12 protein-coding genes are annotated in these 16,554 nt (G+C 67.5%); 7 read left to right on the forward strand and 5 right to left on the reverse strand.

Annotation, left to right across the window (positions count from 1 at the left end; genetic code table 11):
* On the reverse strand, positions 1-1,308 hold the full coding sequence (gene gshA, locus HUS23_10755; protein ID QKT04255.1) for a glutamate--cysteine ligase: 1,308 nt from the start codon (positions 1,306-1,308) through the stop codon (positions 1-3).
* A 263-nt stretch (positions 1,309-1,571) separates the two neighbouring features.
* Between gshA and HUS23_10760 the strand changes: the two genes are divergently transcribed.
* The 6 genes from HUS23_10760 to HUS23_10785 all read left to right on the forward strand — a co-directional run bounded on the left by HUS23_10760 (position 1,572) and on the right by HUS23_10785 (position 11,332).
* A complete protein-coding gene (locus HUS23_10760; protein ID QKT05048.1) occupies positions 1,572-1,940 on the forward strand; it encodes a response regulator in 369 nt (122 codons plus the stop codon).
* Positions 1,941-2,010: 70 nt separating this feature from the next.
* Positions 2,011-2,373: a response regulator gene (locus tag HUS23_10765; protein QKT04256.1), complete on the forward strand. Its 363-nt coding sequence runs from the start codon at positions 2,011-2,013 to the stop codon at positions 2,371-2,373.
* A gap of 53 nt (positions 2,374-2,426) precedes the next feature.
* Positions 2,427-2,936, forward strand: coding sequence for a chemotaxis protein CheW (locus HUS23_10770; GenBank protein ID QKT05049.1), 510 nt, complete (start codon positions 2,427-2,429; stop codon positions 2,934-2,936).
* Positions 2,937-3,062: 126 nt separating this feature from the next.
* Entirely contained in the window at positions 3,063-5,123 is a 2,061-nt protein-coding gene (locus tag HUS23_10775; GenBank protein QKT04257.1) for a type IV pili methyl-accepting chemotaxis transducer N-terminal domain-containing protein, read from the forward strand.
* A gap of 123 nt (positions 5,124-5,246) precedes the next feature.
* Positions 5,247-10,754: an Hpt domain-containing protein gene (locus HUS23_10780; GenBank protein QKT04258.1), complete on the forward strand. Its 5,508-nt coding sequence runs from the start codon at positions 5,247-5,249 to the stop codon at positions 10,752-10,754.
* 38 nt (positions 10,755-10,792) lie between these two features.
* On the forward strand, positions 10,793-11,332 hold the full coding sequence (locus HUS23_10785; GenBank protein ID QKT04259.1) for a chemotaxis protein CheW: 540 nt from the start codon (positions 10,793-10,795) through the stop codon (positions 11,330-11,332).
* A gap of 44 nt (positions 11,333-11,376) precedes the next feature.
* Here HUS23_10785 and HUS23_10790 read toward each other — a convergent pair whose 3' ends face one another.
* Both HUS23_10790 and HUS23_10795 read right to left on the reverse strand, forming a co-directional pair.
* The gene (locus HUS23_10790; GenBank protein ID QKT04260.1) at positions 11,377-12,102 is read right to left on the reverse strand and encodes a 16S rRNA (uracil(1498)-N(3))-methyltransferase; all 726 of its coding nucleotides are present in this window, start codon (positions 12,100-12,102) and stop codon (positions 11,377-11,379) included.
* Positions 12,102-13,451, reverse strand: coding sequence for an adenosylmethionine--8-amino-7-oxononanoate transaminase (locus HUS23_10795; protein QKT04261.1), 1,350 nt, complete (start codon positions 13,449-13,451; stop codon positions 12,102-12,104). The genes HUS23_10790 and HUS23_10795 overlap by 1 nt, the downstream gene beginning before the upstream one ends.
* A 110-nt stretch (positions 13,452-13,561) precedes the next feature.
* On the opposite strand from HUS23_10795, the gene HUS23_10800 reads away from it, so the two are divergent.
* Positions 13,562-14,149, forward strand: coding sequence for an NAD(P)H-dependent oxidoreductase (locus HUS23_10800; protein QKT04262.1), 588 nt, complete (start codon positions 13,562-13,564; stop codon positions 14,147-14,149).
* An 18-nt stretch (positions 14,150-14,167) separates the two neighbouring features.
* Here HUS23_10800 and metF read toward each other — a convergent pair whose 3' ends face one another.
* Complete coding sequence (gene metF / locus HUS23_10805) at positions 14,168-15,028, reverse strand: methylenetetrahydrofolate reductase [NAD(P)H] (protein QKT04263.1); 861 nt, start codon at positions 15,026-15,028, stop codon at positions 14,168-14,170.
* Positions 15,029-15,080: 52 nt separating this feature from the next.
* Positions 15,081-16,397, reverse strand: a complete 1,317-nt coding sequence (locus HUS23_10810; protein QKT04264.1) for an adenosylhomocysteinase — start codon at positions 16,395-16,397, stop codon at positions 15,081-15,083.
* Positions 16,398-16,554 lie beyond the last annotated feature (157 nt).

Genomic DNA, 16,554 nt, shown 5'->3' on the forward strand with positions numbered 1-16,554 from the left:
TCACGTTTCGGACCGGTCGTGTTCGGCGATCTCGCGCGCGGCGGCGAGCAGGGCCAGCCGCGCGATCACGCCGTAGGCGTAGAAGCGGTTGGGCACCGCGTCCGGGGCCTTGCTGGCGTCGGGTGTGTTGCAGGGTTGCGCGAAGGCCAGCGGCTCGAAGTGCATGCCGGGCGCATTGAGGTTCTCGTTGTGGCCGCGCTGGGTGTGCACGCGGTAGAAGCCGCCCACCACGAAGTGATCGATCATATACACCACCGGCTCGGTGGCCGACTGCGCCTCGCCCCAGGTCTCGAAGGTGTACACCCCCTCCTGCAGGATGACGTTGCGTACCGTCTGACCTTCCTTGGTGGCGGCCATGCGCGTGCGTTGTTTTCGGTTGAGTTCGCGGATGTCGTCCACGCTGTGCACGGTCATGATCGCCATGCCATAGGTGCCCGCGTCGGCCTTGGCGACCACGAACGGCTCGTGCGGGATGTCGTATTCGGCGTACTTGGCGCGAATGGCGGTGAGCAAGGCATCGACATTGCGCGCCAGGCAGTCCTCGCCCTCGCGTTTGGTGAAGTTGATCTTGCCGCAGTTGCGGAACAGGGGTTCGATCAGCCAGGGGTCGATGTCGATCAGCTGGGCCAGTTCCTGTGCGGCCGCGCGGTAGTGGGCGAAGTGCTCCGATTTCAGGCGTTTGAACCAGCCGAGCTCCGGCGGCGGCATGATCGGTTGCTCGATCCCTTCCAGCAGCGGCGGGCGCCCCCCGGACAGGTCGTTGTTAAGGATGATGGCGCAGGGCTGGTAGTCGCCGACCCGCAGGCGGTTGCCCTCGCGCTCCAGCGGCTCGATGTTCAGGCGGCGGCCGGAGGGCAGCTCCAGCTCGCCCGGGGCCTGTTCGGGCGGCAGCAGGGAGCCGATGCGTACCTCGAAGCCGGCCTTGAGGATGATGTCGCGCAGCGTGGCCAGGCTCTCGAAGTAGAACTGGTTGCGGGTGTGATTCTCGGGGATGAGGAGCAGGCGCGCCGCCGTGGGGCAGATCCGCTCCACCACCGACTGCACCGCCAGCACGCACAGCGGCATGAAGGCCGGATTGAGGTTGTTGAAGCCCGCCGGGAACAGGTTGGTGTCCACCGGAGCCAGTTTGAAGCCAGCGTTGCGCAGGTCCACCGAGGCATAGAACGGCGCGGGCGTTGCCCGCCACTGGCGCCGGAACCAGGTCTCGATATGGGCCTGATGGTCCAGCAGGTGTGACTCCAGTTGCTGCAGCGGGCCGGAGGTGGCGGTCGTCAGGTGAGGCACCGCCTGCAGGTGCTCGACGCTCATACAGGGCTCCCATGTATCCAATCCTATTTATGGTACGCCGCCCCCCCCAAGACCGACAAACCGGGTTTTTCACTTGCCGCACGGTTTGCGTTCTGGCAATGTGACGACAGGGAGGGAAGACCTTGACAGCGGCAGGCCCCGCGGAACATCGCGTCGGCTCTGCGCGGCACGGATCGCCGTCACGCACGCCTGAGACACGACAACCATCGGGTACTAACGTGACCGACGACGACGCGGTGCAAGAATTCGCGGGCACCAAGGTGATGGTCATCGACGATAGCAAGACCATCCGTCGCACCGCCGAAACTCTGCTGAAGAAAGTAGGCTGCGAGGTCATCACCGCGAGCGACGGATTCGAGGCGCTCGCCCGCATCGCCGATACTCACCCCGACATCATCTTCGTCGATATTATGATGCCGCGTCTCGACGGTTATCAGACCACGGCTCTCATCAAGAACAATCGCCGATTCAACGGGGTGCCCGTTATCATGCTGTCGAGCAAGGACGGGCTGTTTGACCGCGCCAAAGGGCGGATAGTGGGCTCGGAGCAGTATCTGACCAAACCCTTCACCCGAGAGGAACTTCTGGGGGCGATCAAGCGCTATGTGCTGGACGCTCGCCAAGTCGTGTAGCTGTCGTCGCTCCCGGAACACAAGACCAACGTACTTCAAGCATAAGCACGAATAAGCGGAGATTGGCCGTATGACGCGCATCCTGATCGTTGATGACTCGCCCACCGAACTGCATGTCCTCAAGGGGATACTCGAGAAGAACGGCTTCGAGGTGCTGAGCGCCACCAGCGGGGACGAGGGGGTGGCCAAGGCCAGCAGCGAAAAGCCCGACGCCATTTTGATGGACGTCGTCATGCCGGGGCTGAACGGCTTTCAGGCGACGCGCCAGATCACCAAGAACGCCGACACGGCGCATATTCCGGTGATCGTCGTCACCACCAAGAACCAGGAGACCGACCGCGTCTGGGCTCTGCGCCAGGGTGCCAAGGACTTCCTCACCAAACCGGTGTCGGAAGCCGATCTGATCCAAAAGATCAAGACGCTGTTGCCCTGAGGATCGAACCGTTGCCGGCATTGGCCCATAGCGCACAAGCCGTACTCGGCCTCCTGACCGAGATCGAAGCGCGTTGTCGTGCCCATGCCGCCGGTCTGCCGCAGCAGGTTCAGTCGCGCGCCACCTGGTCCGGGATTGCCTTCCGGATCGGCGACGCGCGCCTGGTGGCCCCGCTCGACGAGGTGCGTGAGATTCTGCGTCCGCCGTCGCTGACCCGGGTGCCGGGGACCAAGCCGTGGGTCAAGGGTATTGCGAACGTGCGCGGCAACCTCCTGCCGGTGGTCGACCTCTCGGACTACCTGGGCGTCGCGGCCGGTCCAAGCGGACGCCGCACGCGCGTGTTGGTTGCCCAGGAGGGGGAGCTGACGGTCGGGCTCATCGTGAGCGAGGTCAGCGGGCTGCGGCACTTTTTCGCCGATACTCACACGCCGGCGATTCCACCGGTGGCGATCGGCCTGCAGGGGTTGCTGCGTGGCAGCTACGCCCTGGAGGACGAGCTTTGGCCGGTCTTCAGCCTGCACCGACTCGCCGCAAGCCAATCGTTCCGGGAGGTGGCGCTCTAGGTGCTGCTGCCGTGGAGCGCGCAAGCCAGCGGGACACCGAGCCTGATGGAGCGTCGACAACGGGCGGGGGTCGATCCCCGGATCGACTGTCAACAAGAACAACGTGAACAGCGTTAGGAGCAAAGCATGAGCGTAACCTCCAAAGTGGCCGGGGGCGGGCAAGGGCGAAGCCTCGTCTACCTCGCGATCGGCGCCCTGGTTATGGCGGTGGCGCTGATGACCGCCACCCTCGCCTACTTGGCATACAAAAGTCAGCACGATCGCGAATACATTGAGCTGCTGGGTGAGCAGAGCGTGTTGTCGCAGACCATCGCGAAGTACGCGGCCGATGCGGCCGGCGGCGAGGTGGTCAGCTTTGCTCCGCTGCGCCGTGCGCGAACCACGTTTGAAGCCAACATGAACCTGTTGCGCCACGGCAATCCCGCCAGCGGACTGCCGGCGCTGCGTGAGCAGGATGGCGAGGTGAACGAGGCCCTGGTTGCCTTGGAGCGGCGTTGGAACGAGTACCGCACCAACATCGACACCGTGTTGGAACGTGAACAGGTGATCGACGCGCTGCGCGAGCACGTGCAAGCGATACGCGACGCCGTCCCGCATCTGCTGGCGCAGTCCGACGTGACCGTCGTACAGCTTGCACAAAGCGGTGCCCCGCGCGAGCAGATCTACCTCGCCGGTCGTCAGCTCATGCTGCTGCAGCGCATCGAGAATCGCGTCGGTGACGTACTGGCCGGCGGCGACGACGCCGTCTCGGCCGCCGACCGCTTCGCGCGCGACGCGGCCCTGTTCGAGCAGGTCGTCAACGGCATGCTGAACGGCAATCCCCGCCTCGGTCTGGTGCGCGTGAGCGACGAGCAGACGCGCACCACGCTGCGCCAGGTCGCCGATAGCTTCGCCGGTGTGCGCGAGCGCGTGGGGGCCATCATGGAGCGCTCGCCGGAATCTTTCGAAGTGGTGGCGGCGGCGCAGCGCGCGCTGGCGATCTCCGACGAGATTCTGGTGGATTTGGGCGCCATGGCCGAGTCACTCCATGCGCAGAGTGAGCTTCGCGGCTTGGGTTATTACGGTGCCGTCCTGTTTGGTCTGATCGGCCTGTTGATGCTGGTCGGAATCGGCTGGCTGCTGCGCCGCGACGCGCAGGTGCGACTGGAAGAGACCGCCGCGCGCAATCGCCTGGCCGAGGAGGAGAATGCCCGTAACCAGGAGGCTATTCTCCGCCTGCTGGACGAAATGGGGGACCTTGCCGACGGTGACCTCACCGTGTCGGCCACCGTGAACGAAGACATCACAGGCGCCATCGCCGACTCCATCAACTACGCCATCGAGACGCTGCGCAACCTGGTCGCGGCGATCAACGACACCACCCAGCAGGTGTCCGGCGCCGCGCAGCGTACGCAGAAGACCGCTCAGGAGCTGGCCGAGGCGAGCGAGCACCAGTCCGAGCGGGTTACCTCGGCGACCGCGGCCATCACCCAGATGGCCAGCTCGATCGAAGAGGTGTCCGAGAACGCCACGCAGCTTGCCGGCGAGGCCGAGAGCTCGGTGCAGATTGCCACCAAGGGCGCCGGCGCGGTGCAGGCTACCAGTCGCGGCATGGATACCATTCGCGAGCAGATCCAGGAAACCTCCAAGCGCATCAAGCGCCTCGGCGAAAGCTCCCAGGAGATCGGAGACATCGTCGAGCTCATCAACGACATCGCCGAGCAGACCAACATTCTTGCCTTGAACGCGGCCATTCAGGCCGCCATGGCCGGCGACGCGGGCCGCGGCTTCGCGGTGGTGGCGGACGAGGTGCAGCGACTGGCAGAGCGCTCCACCGGTGCCACCAAGCAGATCGAGGCCCTGGTGAAGACCATTCAGGCCGACACCAACGAGGCGATCATCTCCATGGAGGAGAGCACGGCGGGCGTGGTCAGCGGCGCCAATCTGGCGCAGGACGCCGGTCGCGCGCTGGAGGAGATCGAAGCGGTGTCCCGACGTCTGGCAAGCCTGATCGCCAACATCTCCAGCTCGGCCAACCAGCAGGCCTCCGCGGCCGCGGCGGTGTCCGACACCATGAACGTCATTCAGGAGATCACCAGCCAGACCACGGCGGGTGCCAAGGAGAGCTCCGCGGCTATCGGTAACCTCGCCGGCTTGGCCGACGAGCTGCGCCGTTCGGTCGCCGGCTTCAAGCTGCCCGCCGCCTAAAGCGTTCTGCGCGGCCCGTGCGGTAAGTGCGGGCCGCGTACACGGGTGCGAAACGATGTGAGTCGGGCACGCTTGGACTGGGTGCCGCGGCTCCGACGACGATGAGCAGACCCTGAGGGTCACATGGCGAACCGGCTGGACTATCACACGCTGAACTGGCTCACGCCGCAGATCGACGATGCGCTCAACCAGGCGCGCATGGCGCTGGAGGCCTTCGTCGAGCGCGAGGATGGCACTGCGCTCGAGTCGTGCGCCGACATGCTGCACCAAGCGTGGGGCGCCGTGTCCATGCTCGATCTGGCGGGCGCCAGCGCCCTGCTGGAAGAGATGGAGGCGGCGGCGCGCGCGCTGGCGGATGGCGCGGATACGGCCGAGCCGCTCATGCGCGCTCTGCTGAGCCTCCCGGACTACATCGGCGGACTTCAGCAGGGGCGTGCCGACACGGGGGTCGTGCTCGCGCCGCTCGTCAACGATCTGCGGGCCGCGCGCGGCGCCGACGCGCTGCCCGAGGAAACCTTCTTTCAGCCGGACCTCAGCGCACTGCCGAGCGCCGGCCGCCCCGAGCTTCCACTGGCCGGCCGCCTGCCGGCGGAGCCTCAGGCGCTGGCGCGTCAGCTGCGCCCGCACTACCAAGCGGCGCTCGCCGCTCTGCTGCGCAAGAACAACACGCGTCGCAACCTGCAAAAGCTCGCCATCATCGCCGACCACATGGATCGGGTGGTTGAGCGGCCCGTCCTGAAACAGGTGTTCTGGATACTCTCGGCGCTCTGCAAGGCGCTCTCTGAAGAGTCGTCGGAACCGGCTCTGCCGCTGACCCTGCTGCGGCAGGTGGAGCGGTGGATGAAGCAACTCGCCCAGGCGGGCGAGCCGGGACTGGACGAAGCTGCGCTCCAGTCTGCGGCGCGCGGTCTGCTGTTCCGCCTTGCCAAGACCGATTCCGGCGCCGCGCAGGTCGCGGAGGTGCGCGAGGCCTTCCAGTTGCCGGGGGCCGATGAGCTTGCTCAGGCGCAGGCGAGCTTGAGCGGGGCGAGCGCCCAACTGTTCAGCACCGTCGCCGGCGTCCTGAAAGAGAGCCTGGCGCGCGTCAAGGACACGCTCGACGTGTTCGTGCGCGGAGGCGACCGGCCCCTCGAGGAACTCACCCAGCTCGCGGCCGAGGTGAACCAGATCGGTGATGCCCTGGATGTTCTGGGCCACGAGGGGTGGTGCGCACGCGTGCGCGAACAGGCACGGTGGTTGGCCCAGGCGGTAGAGCGGGATGGACGACCGGACGACCATGAGTTGATGGAAGTGGCGGGCGCCCTGCTGGCCGTCGAAGAGGCCCTGGATCAGACGGACGGCCGCGGCGAGAGCCGCCCGCACGGCGTACAGCGGGACCTGCTGGTGTCCGTTATCAATGAGGCGAAGACCGACTTGGCTCATGCCAAGGAGGCCATCGTTCATTACCTCTCCGCACCGGACGATGCCACGCCGGTTCAGGCGGTGCCGGAACTGTTGGGGCAGGTGATGGGCAGCCTGTTGATGCTGGACGAACCCTCCGCCGCGGGGCTGCTCGATGCGTGCCGTCGGTATATTCGGGATCGCCTGTTGAGCGGCGCGGAACCGCCGGCCGGCGCGGAGCTCGATTCCCTGGCAGACGCCGTGGCCAGCATCGAGTATTACCTTGAAGCGCTCGGTGAGGGCTGGACCGATCCCGACTCCATCCTTGAGGTCACGCGCAGCAGTTTGGAGGCGCTGGGCTACCCGCCGGCCGATGTGGAGAGCGTGTCCCTGGTCGGGCTCGATGTATCCACCGCGGACGAGCCGGATGATGCAGATCCCGCGCAGCCGCTCGACCTCGCGCCAGCGGCACCGCCGCCCGCCGCCGCGTCGCCAGTGCCAGAGCCGGTGCCAGAGCCGGTGCCAGAGCCGGCGGCCGCGGCGCACGACATCGACCCTGAGATTGCGGAGGTGTTCTGCGAGGAGGCCGAGGAGGAACTGGAGAACATCGGACGCCTGTTGCCGCAGTGGCAGGCCAACCCTCAGGACGTGGGTACTCTGCGCGACCTGCGCCGCTCGTTCCACACCCTCAAGGGCAGCGGCCGCCTGGTTGGGGCGATGGGGATGGGCGAGTTTGCCTGGGCATTCGAGAATATGCTCAATCGCGTCACCGACGGCACGCTCACGCCGCAACCGGTGATGTTCGAGTTGATCGACGAGGCGCGCGCCATGCTGCCGGCGCTGCTAGCGGAGTTCAGTGCCGGTGCGCCTCATCCGGCGGGCGCCGAGGCGTTGATTCGGCAGGCCGAAGCCGTGGCGCGGGGCGAATCCCCCGAGCGGGGGGGCGCCGCGACGGGAGCGAGCGATTCGGACCCCACCAGCAATCCGCCGTCCGACGCTGGAGAGAATGCGGATCACGCCGCAGTGCCCGAGCCATCCGAGGCGGGTACGCCCGATTCCACGGGATATGCCGAGCTCAACCTCGACGACCTGAGCGACATCGGAACCGATCTGGAACTGGGCGGCGACTTTGGCGAATTCCAGATCGGCGACTTCGGCCCGGATGACGCGGATGTCGACGGGGCGCCGGCGATTCAGTTCGCCCCCGACGCGACCCTCTCCCTGTCGCCGGCCGACGCCGAACCCGCGGGCGATGACGAGCCGCCGCCGTGCCCCGGGCCAGAAGGCACGGTCTGTATCGTCGATCCGGTGCTGCTCGACATCTACAGCAAGGAGTCCGCCGGTCACCTCGATGACGTACGCAGTTTCCTCGCCGAGGCGCGGGCGGCCGGCCAGGCGGCGGTCTCCGAACTATTGGTGCGCGCCCTGCATACCTTGCACGGCAGTTCGCATGCCGCCGGCATCGAGCCGGCCGCCGAGGTGAGCGGCGCCCTGGAGGATTACGCCAAACTCGCTCAGGCCCAGCACGTTCTGCTCGACGGTGCGGCCCTCGATCTGCTGCAGGACGCAGCGGACTTCATCAACGACACGGTGTCATTGCTCGGCGTACCGGGTGCCTCGCTGCCGGAACGCGATCCGATCCTGGAGCGCGTTGCGCGCGCGACCGCGCGCCTCACGCCGCCTGCACCGACGGCCGCACCGGCGGCGAGCGAAAGCGGGGCGGATTACGATCCCGAACTGGTCGATATCTTCCTTGAAGAGGGCGGGGAGATCCTGGAGCGGGCCGAGAGCCTGTTGCACCGTTGGCGCGGTGCCCTCGGCGATACCAAGCTGCTCGAAGGGCTGCAGCGTGAACTGCATACCCTGAAGGGCAGCGCGCGGATGGTCGGGATCAGCGCCACCGGCGATCTCAGCCACGTGCTCGAGTCCTTGCTGGTGGCATTGGTCGAGCGCCGTCTGAGCGGTAGCGATGCCATAGTCGATGTTGTTCAGGCTTGTCTGGATCGCTTGGCGCAGGAGGTTGAGCAGGTGCGCCAGGGCGAGGTGGTGATGCCCGCGGTCGACCTGGTGCATCGCGTCGAGGCGCTGCTGGGCGGCGAGGTGCCGGGGGAGGCCGATGCCGACCCGGCGCCTGCCGAACTCGAAGAGCTTGCCGCGGCGCCTGCCGAGCCCGCGCCGCCGCCCGAACCCGCGCAGCGTGCCGAACCGACGCCGCCGGCCAAACCCGCCGCGCAGGCCAAACCCGCTCCGCCGCCCGAAACGGCGACGGCGACGGAGACGGATGACGTGCCCGAGAGCGGGCGCCCGGTGGCGTCGACGGCGAACGCGCCGGCGCCCGGCGACTCGCCGGCGGTAGGTCATGAGGCCGCGGCCGCCGAGCGGACTGAGGACGGCCCGGACGATCGGCGCGAGCGTGCGCGCATTCAGCAAGAGCAGGTACGCGTCCGCGCCGACATCCTCGATCAGCTGGTGAACCACGCGGGTGAGGTCAGCATCTACCGCGCGCGTTTGGAGCAGCAGGCCAACGCCTCGCGCGGTGCACTCGCCGAACTCCACGAAACCATCGATCGCCTGCGCGGCCAGCTGCGCCGTTTCGAGATCGAGACCGAGGCGCAGATTCAGTCGCGTTACGAAGAGGCGGCCAGTTACCAGGATTTCGATCCGCTGGAGTTCGACCGCTTCACCGAAATGCAGCAGCTCTCGCGCGGCATGCTGGAGACGCTGAACGACTTGGACAGTTTGCGCGGCAGCTTGGCGGGTCTTACACGCGAAACCGAGACGCTGCTGCTGCAGCAGTCGCGGGTGAATACCGAGCTGCAGGAAGGTTTGATGCGCACCCGCATGGTGCCGTTCGGCACGCAGGGGCCGCGTCTGCGCCGCATCGTACGTCAGACCTGCGCGGAACTCGGCAAGCAGGCCGAGCTGCAGCTGCCGGGCGGGGCCGGCGAGCTCGACCGCGCGGTGCTCGACCGCATGCTGGCGCCGATCGAACATATGTTGCGCAATGCCGTGGCCCACGGTCTGGAGACGCCGGCCGAGCGGCGCGCGCGCGGCAAGCCCGAGACGGGCCGCATCAGTATCAACCTCAACCGCGAGGGTTCCGAGGTGGTGCTCGAGCTGGCCGACGACGGTGCCGGCTTCGACCTGGCCGCGATCCGGCGCAAGGCCATCGAACGTGGCTTGATGGTCGAGGGCGCCGAACTCTCCGAAGAGGACATCATGCAGTTCGTGCTGGAGTCCGGCTTCAGCACCGCCCAGGATGTCAGCCAGGTGGCGGGCCGCGGCGTCGGCATGGACGTGGTGAACAGCGAGATCAAACAGCTCGGCGGCACCTTGCAGATCCACTCCACGCCCGGGCAGGGCACGCGCTTCATGGTGCGTCTGCCGCTCACGCTGTCGGTCACCCGAGCGCTGATGGTCAACGTGAGTGAAGAGCAGTTTGCCATTCCGCTGCTCGGTATCGAGACCATCGTGCGGGTGGACCGGGACGAGGTGGAAGGTTACCTGAGCGAGCCGGCGCGGGCCTACGAGTGGCTCGGCGAATCTTACCGCTTCATGCACCTCGGCACGCTCATCGGCTTCGAACGCACGGTGCCCACGGAGGAGCGTCAAAAGCTGCCGCTGCTGCTGGTGCGTTCGGGCGAACACCGCGCGGCGCTGCTGGTGGATGGTTTGATCGGCAGCCGCGAGACCGTGGTCAAGTCGGTGGGGCCGCAGCTCAGTACGCTGCGCGGTATCTCCGGCGCGACCATCCTCGGCGACGGCAGTGTGGTGCTGATTCTCGATCTGAGCGTGCTGATCCGCCTCGGCCTGTCGAGTGTGGCGCCGGTGGCGGTGGAGGCCGAGAAGGTCGAGAAGCCGACCATCATGGTGGTGGACGACTCCATTACGGTGCGGCGCGTGACGCAACGTCTGCTCGAGCGGCATGATATGCAGGTACTTACCGCCAAGGACGGGGTGGATGCTTTGGCGGTACTCGCCGACACGATTCCCGACGTGATGCTGCTCGACATCGAGATGCCCCGTATGGACGGGTACGAGCTAGCGAGCCATATGCGCAATCAAGAGCGCCTCAACGAGGTCGCGATCGTCATGATCACCTCGCGCACCGGCGACAAGCACCGCGAGCGGGCCATGAGTCTGGGCGTCAACCGCTATATGGGCAAGCCCTATCAAGAGGGCGAGTTGTTGGCCACCATCGATGAACTGCTGCGCGCGCGCCGGGCCAGTGGCGCGCATGCCGGCGGTTGAGCGATGAGTGCGACCCACACGATGAGGAGAGTGAGCCCATGACGGACGGGGTCGTACACGCCGCGGGGACCGGCGCCGCCTCCCGGCGCTCGCGCACGGGGACGGCAGCGCTACGGGCGGTGTTGATGCCGCTCTATGAGCTCAGCGTCCTGCTGCCCAACGCGGCCGTGGCGGAGGTGATCCGCTATCAGGACGCGCACCCGATGGCCGGCGCGCCCCCTTGGTGGCTCGGCAAGCTTCCCTGGCGCGGTATCTACGTGCCGCTGATCAGCCTGGAGGCCTTCCTGAGCGCTCCGGTGCCGCCGCCCGAGGCGCGCCGGCGCATCGCGGTGCTCAATACGCTGAACGGCAATCCGGCGCTGCCTTTCATGGCCATCGTCGGGGCGGGTACGCCGCAGCTGCAGGTCGTGAGCGCCGAGATGATCAGCCCGAGCGGCCAGCCGTCGCGCCCAGGCGGTCTGTTGTGCAGCCTCGAACTGAACGGTCGGCCGACCCATGTGCCGGACCTCGATGCGTTGGAGGCGGCCGCCTTGGAGGTGGAGGGCAAGGGCGGCGCCCGTCCGTCCAGCCGGCGCTGACGCGGGCTCGCAGGTCGCGTGGCATGACGCCGTGCGGCCTTGAGCTATAGATCGCCCCAGCGCGCCTGCAGCACGGCCAGCGCGGCGACGGCCGCCGTTTCGGTGCGCAGCACGCGTGGTCCCAGCCGCAAGAAGCGAAATCCCGCCGCGCGGCAGGCCTCGCGCTCCGCCTCGCTCAGCCCGCCTTCCGGGCCGATCAATACGCTCACCAAACCGTGCGGTGGGGCCATGTCGGCTAACGCACCGTCGCCCTCGGGGGCCAGTAGCAGACGCAGCGCCGCGTCGTCCTCGGCCAACCACTCTGCGAGCGGGCGGGGCGGCAGCACCTCCGGGACCAGGGCGCGTCCGCATTGCTCGCAGGCGCTCACCACGACGCCGCGCCAGTGTGCCCAACGCTTCTCGGCGCGCTCGCCGCGCAGGTTCACCACCGAGCGGGACGCCTCCACCGGCACGATGCGGTGGACGCCGAGTTCCACCGCCTTCTGCAGGCTGTAGTCCATGCGCTCGCCCTTGGAGATGCCCTGCACCAACTGCACCCGCAACGGCGACTCCACGTCGCGGACCAGCGCTGCGCCGAGCACCACGCTCGCGGCCTTACCCCGCACTTGCAGGGTCGCGGTGTGTTCCGCGCCCGCCCCGTCGAACACCCGCAGCGCGGCGCCATCGCGCAGGCGCAGCACCCGCACCAGATAGCCGGCGGCGCGTTCCTCCAGCGCGAGCTGCGCCCCCTCGCGCAGCGCCTGGGGCAGGTAGAGACGCGGGATACGCATCAGTCCGCGGTTGCCAGATCGATGCCCTCGCGCGCGATGTTACCCAGCAGGGCGATCTCGTCGGGCGTGATCACGTAGGGCGGCATGAAGTAAACCACGTTGCCGAGCGGGCGCAGCAGTGCGCCGCGCTCGAGACCGTGGCGGTAGACGGTCAGGCCGCGGCGTTCCTGCCACGGATAGGGCAGACCGCTCGCGCGATCCTTGACCATCTCCATGGCGAGGATCATCCCGCATTGGCGCACCTCGCCGACCTGCGGGTGCTCGGCCAGCGGCGCGGCGGCCGCCGCCATATGCTCTGCCAGCACGCGGTTGCGCGCAATGACGTCGTCCTGCTCGAACAAGTCGAGCGTGGCCAGCGCCGCGGCGCAGCCGAGCGGGTTGCCGGTGTAGCTGTGGGAGTGCAGGAAGGCGCGCAGGGTGCTGTAGTCGTCGTAGAAGGCCTGGTAGATCGCCTCGCTGGCCATCGTGACGGCCAGTGGCAGGTAGCCGCCGGTGAGCCCCTTGGACAGGCAGAGGAAATCGGGCGAGATGGGACCCTGTTCGCACGCGAACAGCGTGCCGGTGCGGCCGAAGCCCACCGCCACTTCGTCGGCGATCAAGTGGACGCCGTAGCGGTCGCAGGCGTCGCGCAGCAGCGTCAGGTACACGGGGTCGTACATGCGCATGCCGCCGGCGCATTGCACCAGCGGCTCCACCAGCACGGCACAGGCCTCGTCGGCGTGTTCGGCCAGCGTGCGCTCCATGCGCTCGAACGCGCGGCGGCTGTAATCCGCGCAGCTCTCGCCTGCGCTGCGCTGGAAGCAATCGGGCGAGGGGACGGTGATGACCTCCATCAGCAGCGGGCCGTAGGTGTCCTTGTACAAGGCCACATCGCCTGCGGCGAGCGCCCCCAGGGTCTCGCCGTGGTAGCTGTTGCTGAGCGTGATGAACTTGCGCTTGCGCCGCTGGCCGACGTTCTGCCAGTAGTGGAAGCTCATCTTGATCGCCACTTCCACCGCCGAGGAGCCGTTGTCTGCGAAGAAGCAGCGCGTCAGGCCGGGCGGGGTGAGGGCGACCAGCCGCTCGGCGAGGCGCACCGCCGGCTCGTGCGTGAAGCCCGCGAGGATGACGTGCTCGAGTTCGTCGAGCTGTGCCTTCACGGCGGCGTTGATGGTCGGGTTGGTGTGCCCGAACAGGTTCACCCACCAGGAGCTGATCGCGTCGAGGTAGCGCTTGCCCTCGAAGTCTTCCAGCCACACGCCGCGCCCGCGCCGGATCGGCACCAGCGGCAGCCACTCGTGGTCCTTCATCTGGGTGCAGGGGTGCCATACCGCGCCCAGGTCGCGGTTGATGAGGGCGTCGTTGGACATGCGGCGCATGATAACAAGTAGGCGCTATCCGTACAGGGTTCGCTGGCGCTCGCGGTGTGGCGGCGCGCTGATATGGTTAGGGGAGACGGGCGGAACAGCGGGGCAGGCGCATGGGTCGGCGCATCGTGATCATCCAGGGACACCCTGATCCGGCCGGGGGACATCTCGACCACGCCTTGGCCCGCGCCTATGCCGAGGGGGCAGGGGCCGCGGGCCACGCCGTGCGCGTGATCGAGGTGGCGACGCTCGAGTTTTCATGGCTGCGCAGTCAGCGTGAATGGACGGAGGATCCACCGCCGCCGGGTATTGCCGAGGCGCAGCGGACCGTGCAGTGGGCAGACCACCTGCTGATCGTCTACCCGCTTTGGCTCGGCGCCATGCCGGCGCGGCTCAAAGGCTTCCTGGAGCATCTGTTGCGGCCGGGGTTCGCCGTGGGCGACTACCGTGCAGGGCACCTGCCGCGCAAACTCCTCAAGGGTCGCAGCGCCCGGGTGGTGGTCACCATGGGCATGCCGGCCCTCGTGTACCGGTGGTACTACCGCGCCCACGGGCTGAAATACCTACGGCGCAATATCCTGGGGTTCTGCGGTATCGGGCCGATCCGGGTCACGCTGATCGGGGGCGTGGGCGCGCTGTCGACAGCGCGCGCCGCCCGCTGGCTGGGCCGGCTGCGCGCCTTGGGTGAGGGCGCGCGCTAGCGCGGCGCGGGTTTCGTGTCAGGCCGCCGGCAGGCCGAGGCGCTGCCAGATGGCGAGCGTGGGTTCGGCTTGGTTCAGGGTGTAGAAGTGCAGGCCCGGCGCGCCCTCGTCGAGCAGGCGCTGGCAGAGCTCGCTCACCACGTCCAGGCCGTAGGCGCGGATCGAGGCCGTATCGTCCCCGAACCCCTCCAAACGCTTGCGCAGCCAACGCGGGATCTCCGCGCCGCAGGCGTCGGAGAAACGCGCCAACTGGGCGAAGTTGGTGATCGGCATGATGCCGGGTACCACCGGGACGTCGACGCCCAGCGCCTCGCAGCTCTCGATGAAGCGGAAGTAGGCTTCGGCGCTGTAAAAGTACTGCGTGAGGCCGGCGTTGGCACCGGCATCGATCTTGCGCTTGAAGTGCTCGAGATCGGCCTGGGCACTGCGCGCCTGGGGGTGGAATTCGGGATAGGCGGCCACCTCGATGTGGAAGTGCTCCCCCGTGGTCTCGCGGATGAAGGCCACCAGTTCGTTGGCGTAGCGGAAGTCGCCCGTGGCTCCCATGCCCATCCCGGAGGGCATGTCGCCGCGCAGCGCCACGATGCGTCGGATGCCGGCCTCTCGATAGCCGTTCAGCATCTGCGCGATGCCCGTGCGGGTCGAGCCGATGCAGGAGATGTGCGGCGCGGCATCAAAGCCGGCTGCCTGAATCTCCAGCACGGCGTCCCGCGTGCCGATCTGGGTGCTGCCGCCGGCGCCGAAGGTCACCGAGAAGTAACGTGGCTGTAAGGCACCGAGCGCCTCGCGCGTGGCGCGCAGCTTTTCCTTCCCTTGCTCGGTCTTGGGGGGGAAGAACTCGAAGCTGTAGGTGCGCGGATGCTGGCGCTGGCTTTTCATGGCGGCCTTCGGGAGAGCGGGGGCGGGCGCGAGGCCGCGCCCCCGGTGAGTCTCAGTAGCGGTAATGTTCGGGCTTGTACGGGCCCTGCGGCGCGATGCCCAGGTACTCCGCCTGCTCGGGCGTGAGTGCCGTCAGGTGGGCGCCGATCTTCTTCAGGTGCAGGCTGGCGACGCGCTCGTCGAGGGCCTTGGGCAGCACGTACACCTTGTTCTCGTACTTGCCGGGGTTCTGCCACAACTCGAGCTGCGCGATCACCTGGTTGGTGAACGAGGCGGACATCACGAAGCTCGGATGACCGGTGGCGCAGCCGAGGTTCACCAGACGCCCTTCGGCCAGCAGGATGATGCGCTTGCCGTCGGGGAAGATGATGTGGTCGACCTGCGGCTTGATGTTCTCCCAGGTGTACTGGCGCAACGCGGCAACGTCGATCTCGGAGTCGAAGTGGCCGATGTTGCACACGATGGCGTCGTTCTTCATCTGCGCCATGTGGTCGTGCGAGATGACCTTCACGTTGCCCGTGGCGGTGACGAAGATGTCGCCCAGCGGCGCGGCCTCGTCCATGGTCACCACGCGGTAGCCTTCCATCGCGGCCTGCAGCGCGCAGATGGGGTCGATCTCGGTGATCCACACCGTGGCGCCCATGCCGCGGAAGGCCTGCGCGCAGCCCTTGCCGACGTCGCCGTAGCCGGCGACCACGCAGATCTTACCCGCCACCATCACGTCGGTGGCGCGCTTGATGCCATCGATCAGCGACTCGCGGCAGCCGTACAGGTTGTCGAATTTGCTCTTGGTGACCGAGTCGTTGACGTTGAAGGCCGGCACCTTGAGCGTGCCCTTCTTCATCATCTCGTACAGACGGTGCACGCCCGTGGTGGTCTCCTCGGACAGGCCGCGCACGTCGTTCAGCAGTTCCGGGTACTTGTCGTGCATCAGCAGCGTGAGGTCGCCGCCGTCGTCCAGGATCATGTTCGGGCGCCAGCCGTCGGGCCCGAAGATGGTCTGCTCGATGCACCACCAAAACTCTTCCTCGGTCTCGCCCTTCCAGGCGAACACGGGAATGCCCGCGGCGGCCATGGCGGCCGCGGCCTGATCCTGGGTGGAGAAGATGTTGCAGGACGACCAGCGCACCTCGGCGCCCAGGTCGATCAAGGTCTCAATGAGCACCGCGGTCTGGATGGTCATGTGCAGGCAGCCGGCGATGCGCGCGCCCTTGAGCGGCTGCTTGCCGGCGTACTCCTCGCGCAGAGCCATCAGGCCCGGCATCTCGCCCTCGGCGATGGTCACTTCCTTGCGGCCCCAATCGGCCAGGTTGATGTCGGCGACCTTGTAATCGGGTTCGAGATTCTTCACGGGTTGCGTGCTGCTCATGCTGTTCTCCTTACGCTCCATCCCTGTTGGAAATCGGTGTTGGCATCCGCCGGGGGCGGGTGCCGGTGTCTGTCGCCGCTGCGGGCGGCGCCGAGCATCGTCCGGCGGACGGGATGCGCGGCGGGTCGGGTGCCCGCCGCACGTGAACGCCTCGGCG

Source organism: Ectothiorhodospiraceae bacterium 2226 (genome assembly GCA_013348725.1).
Classification (GTDB): domain Bacteria; phylum Pseudomonadota; class Gammaproteobacteria.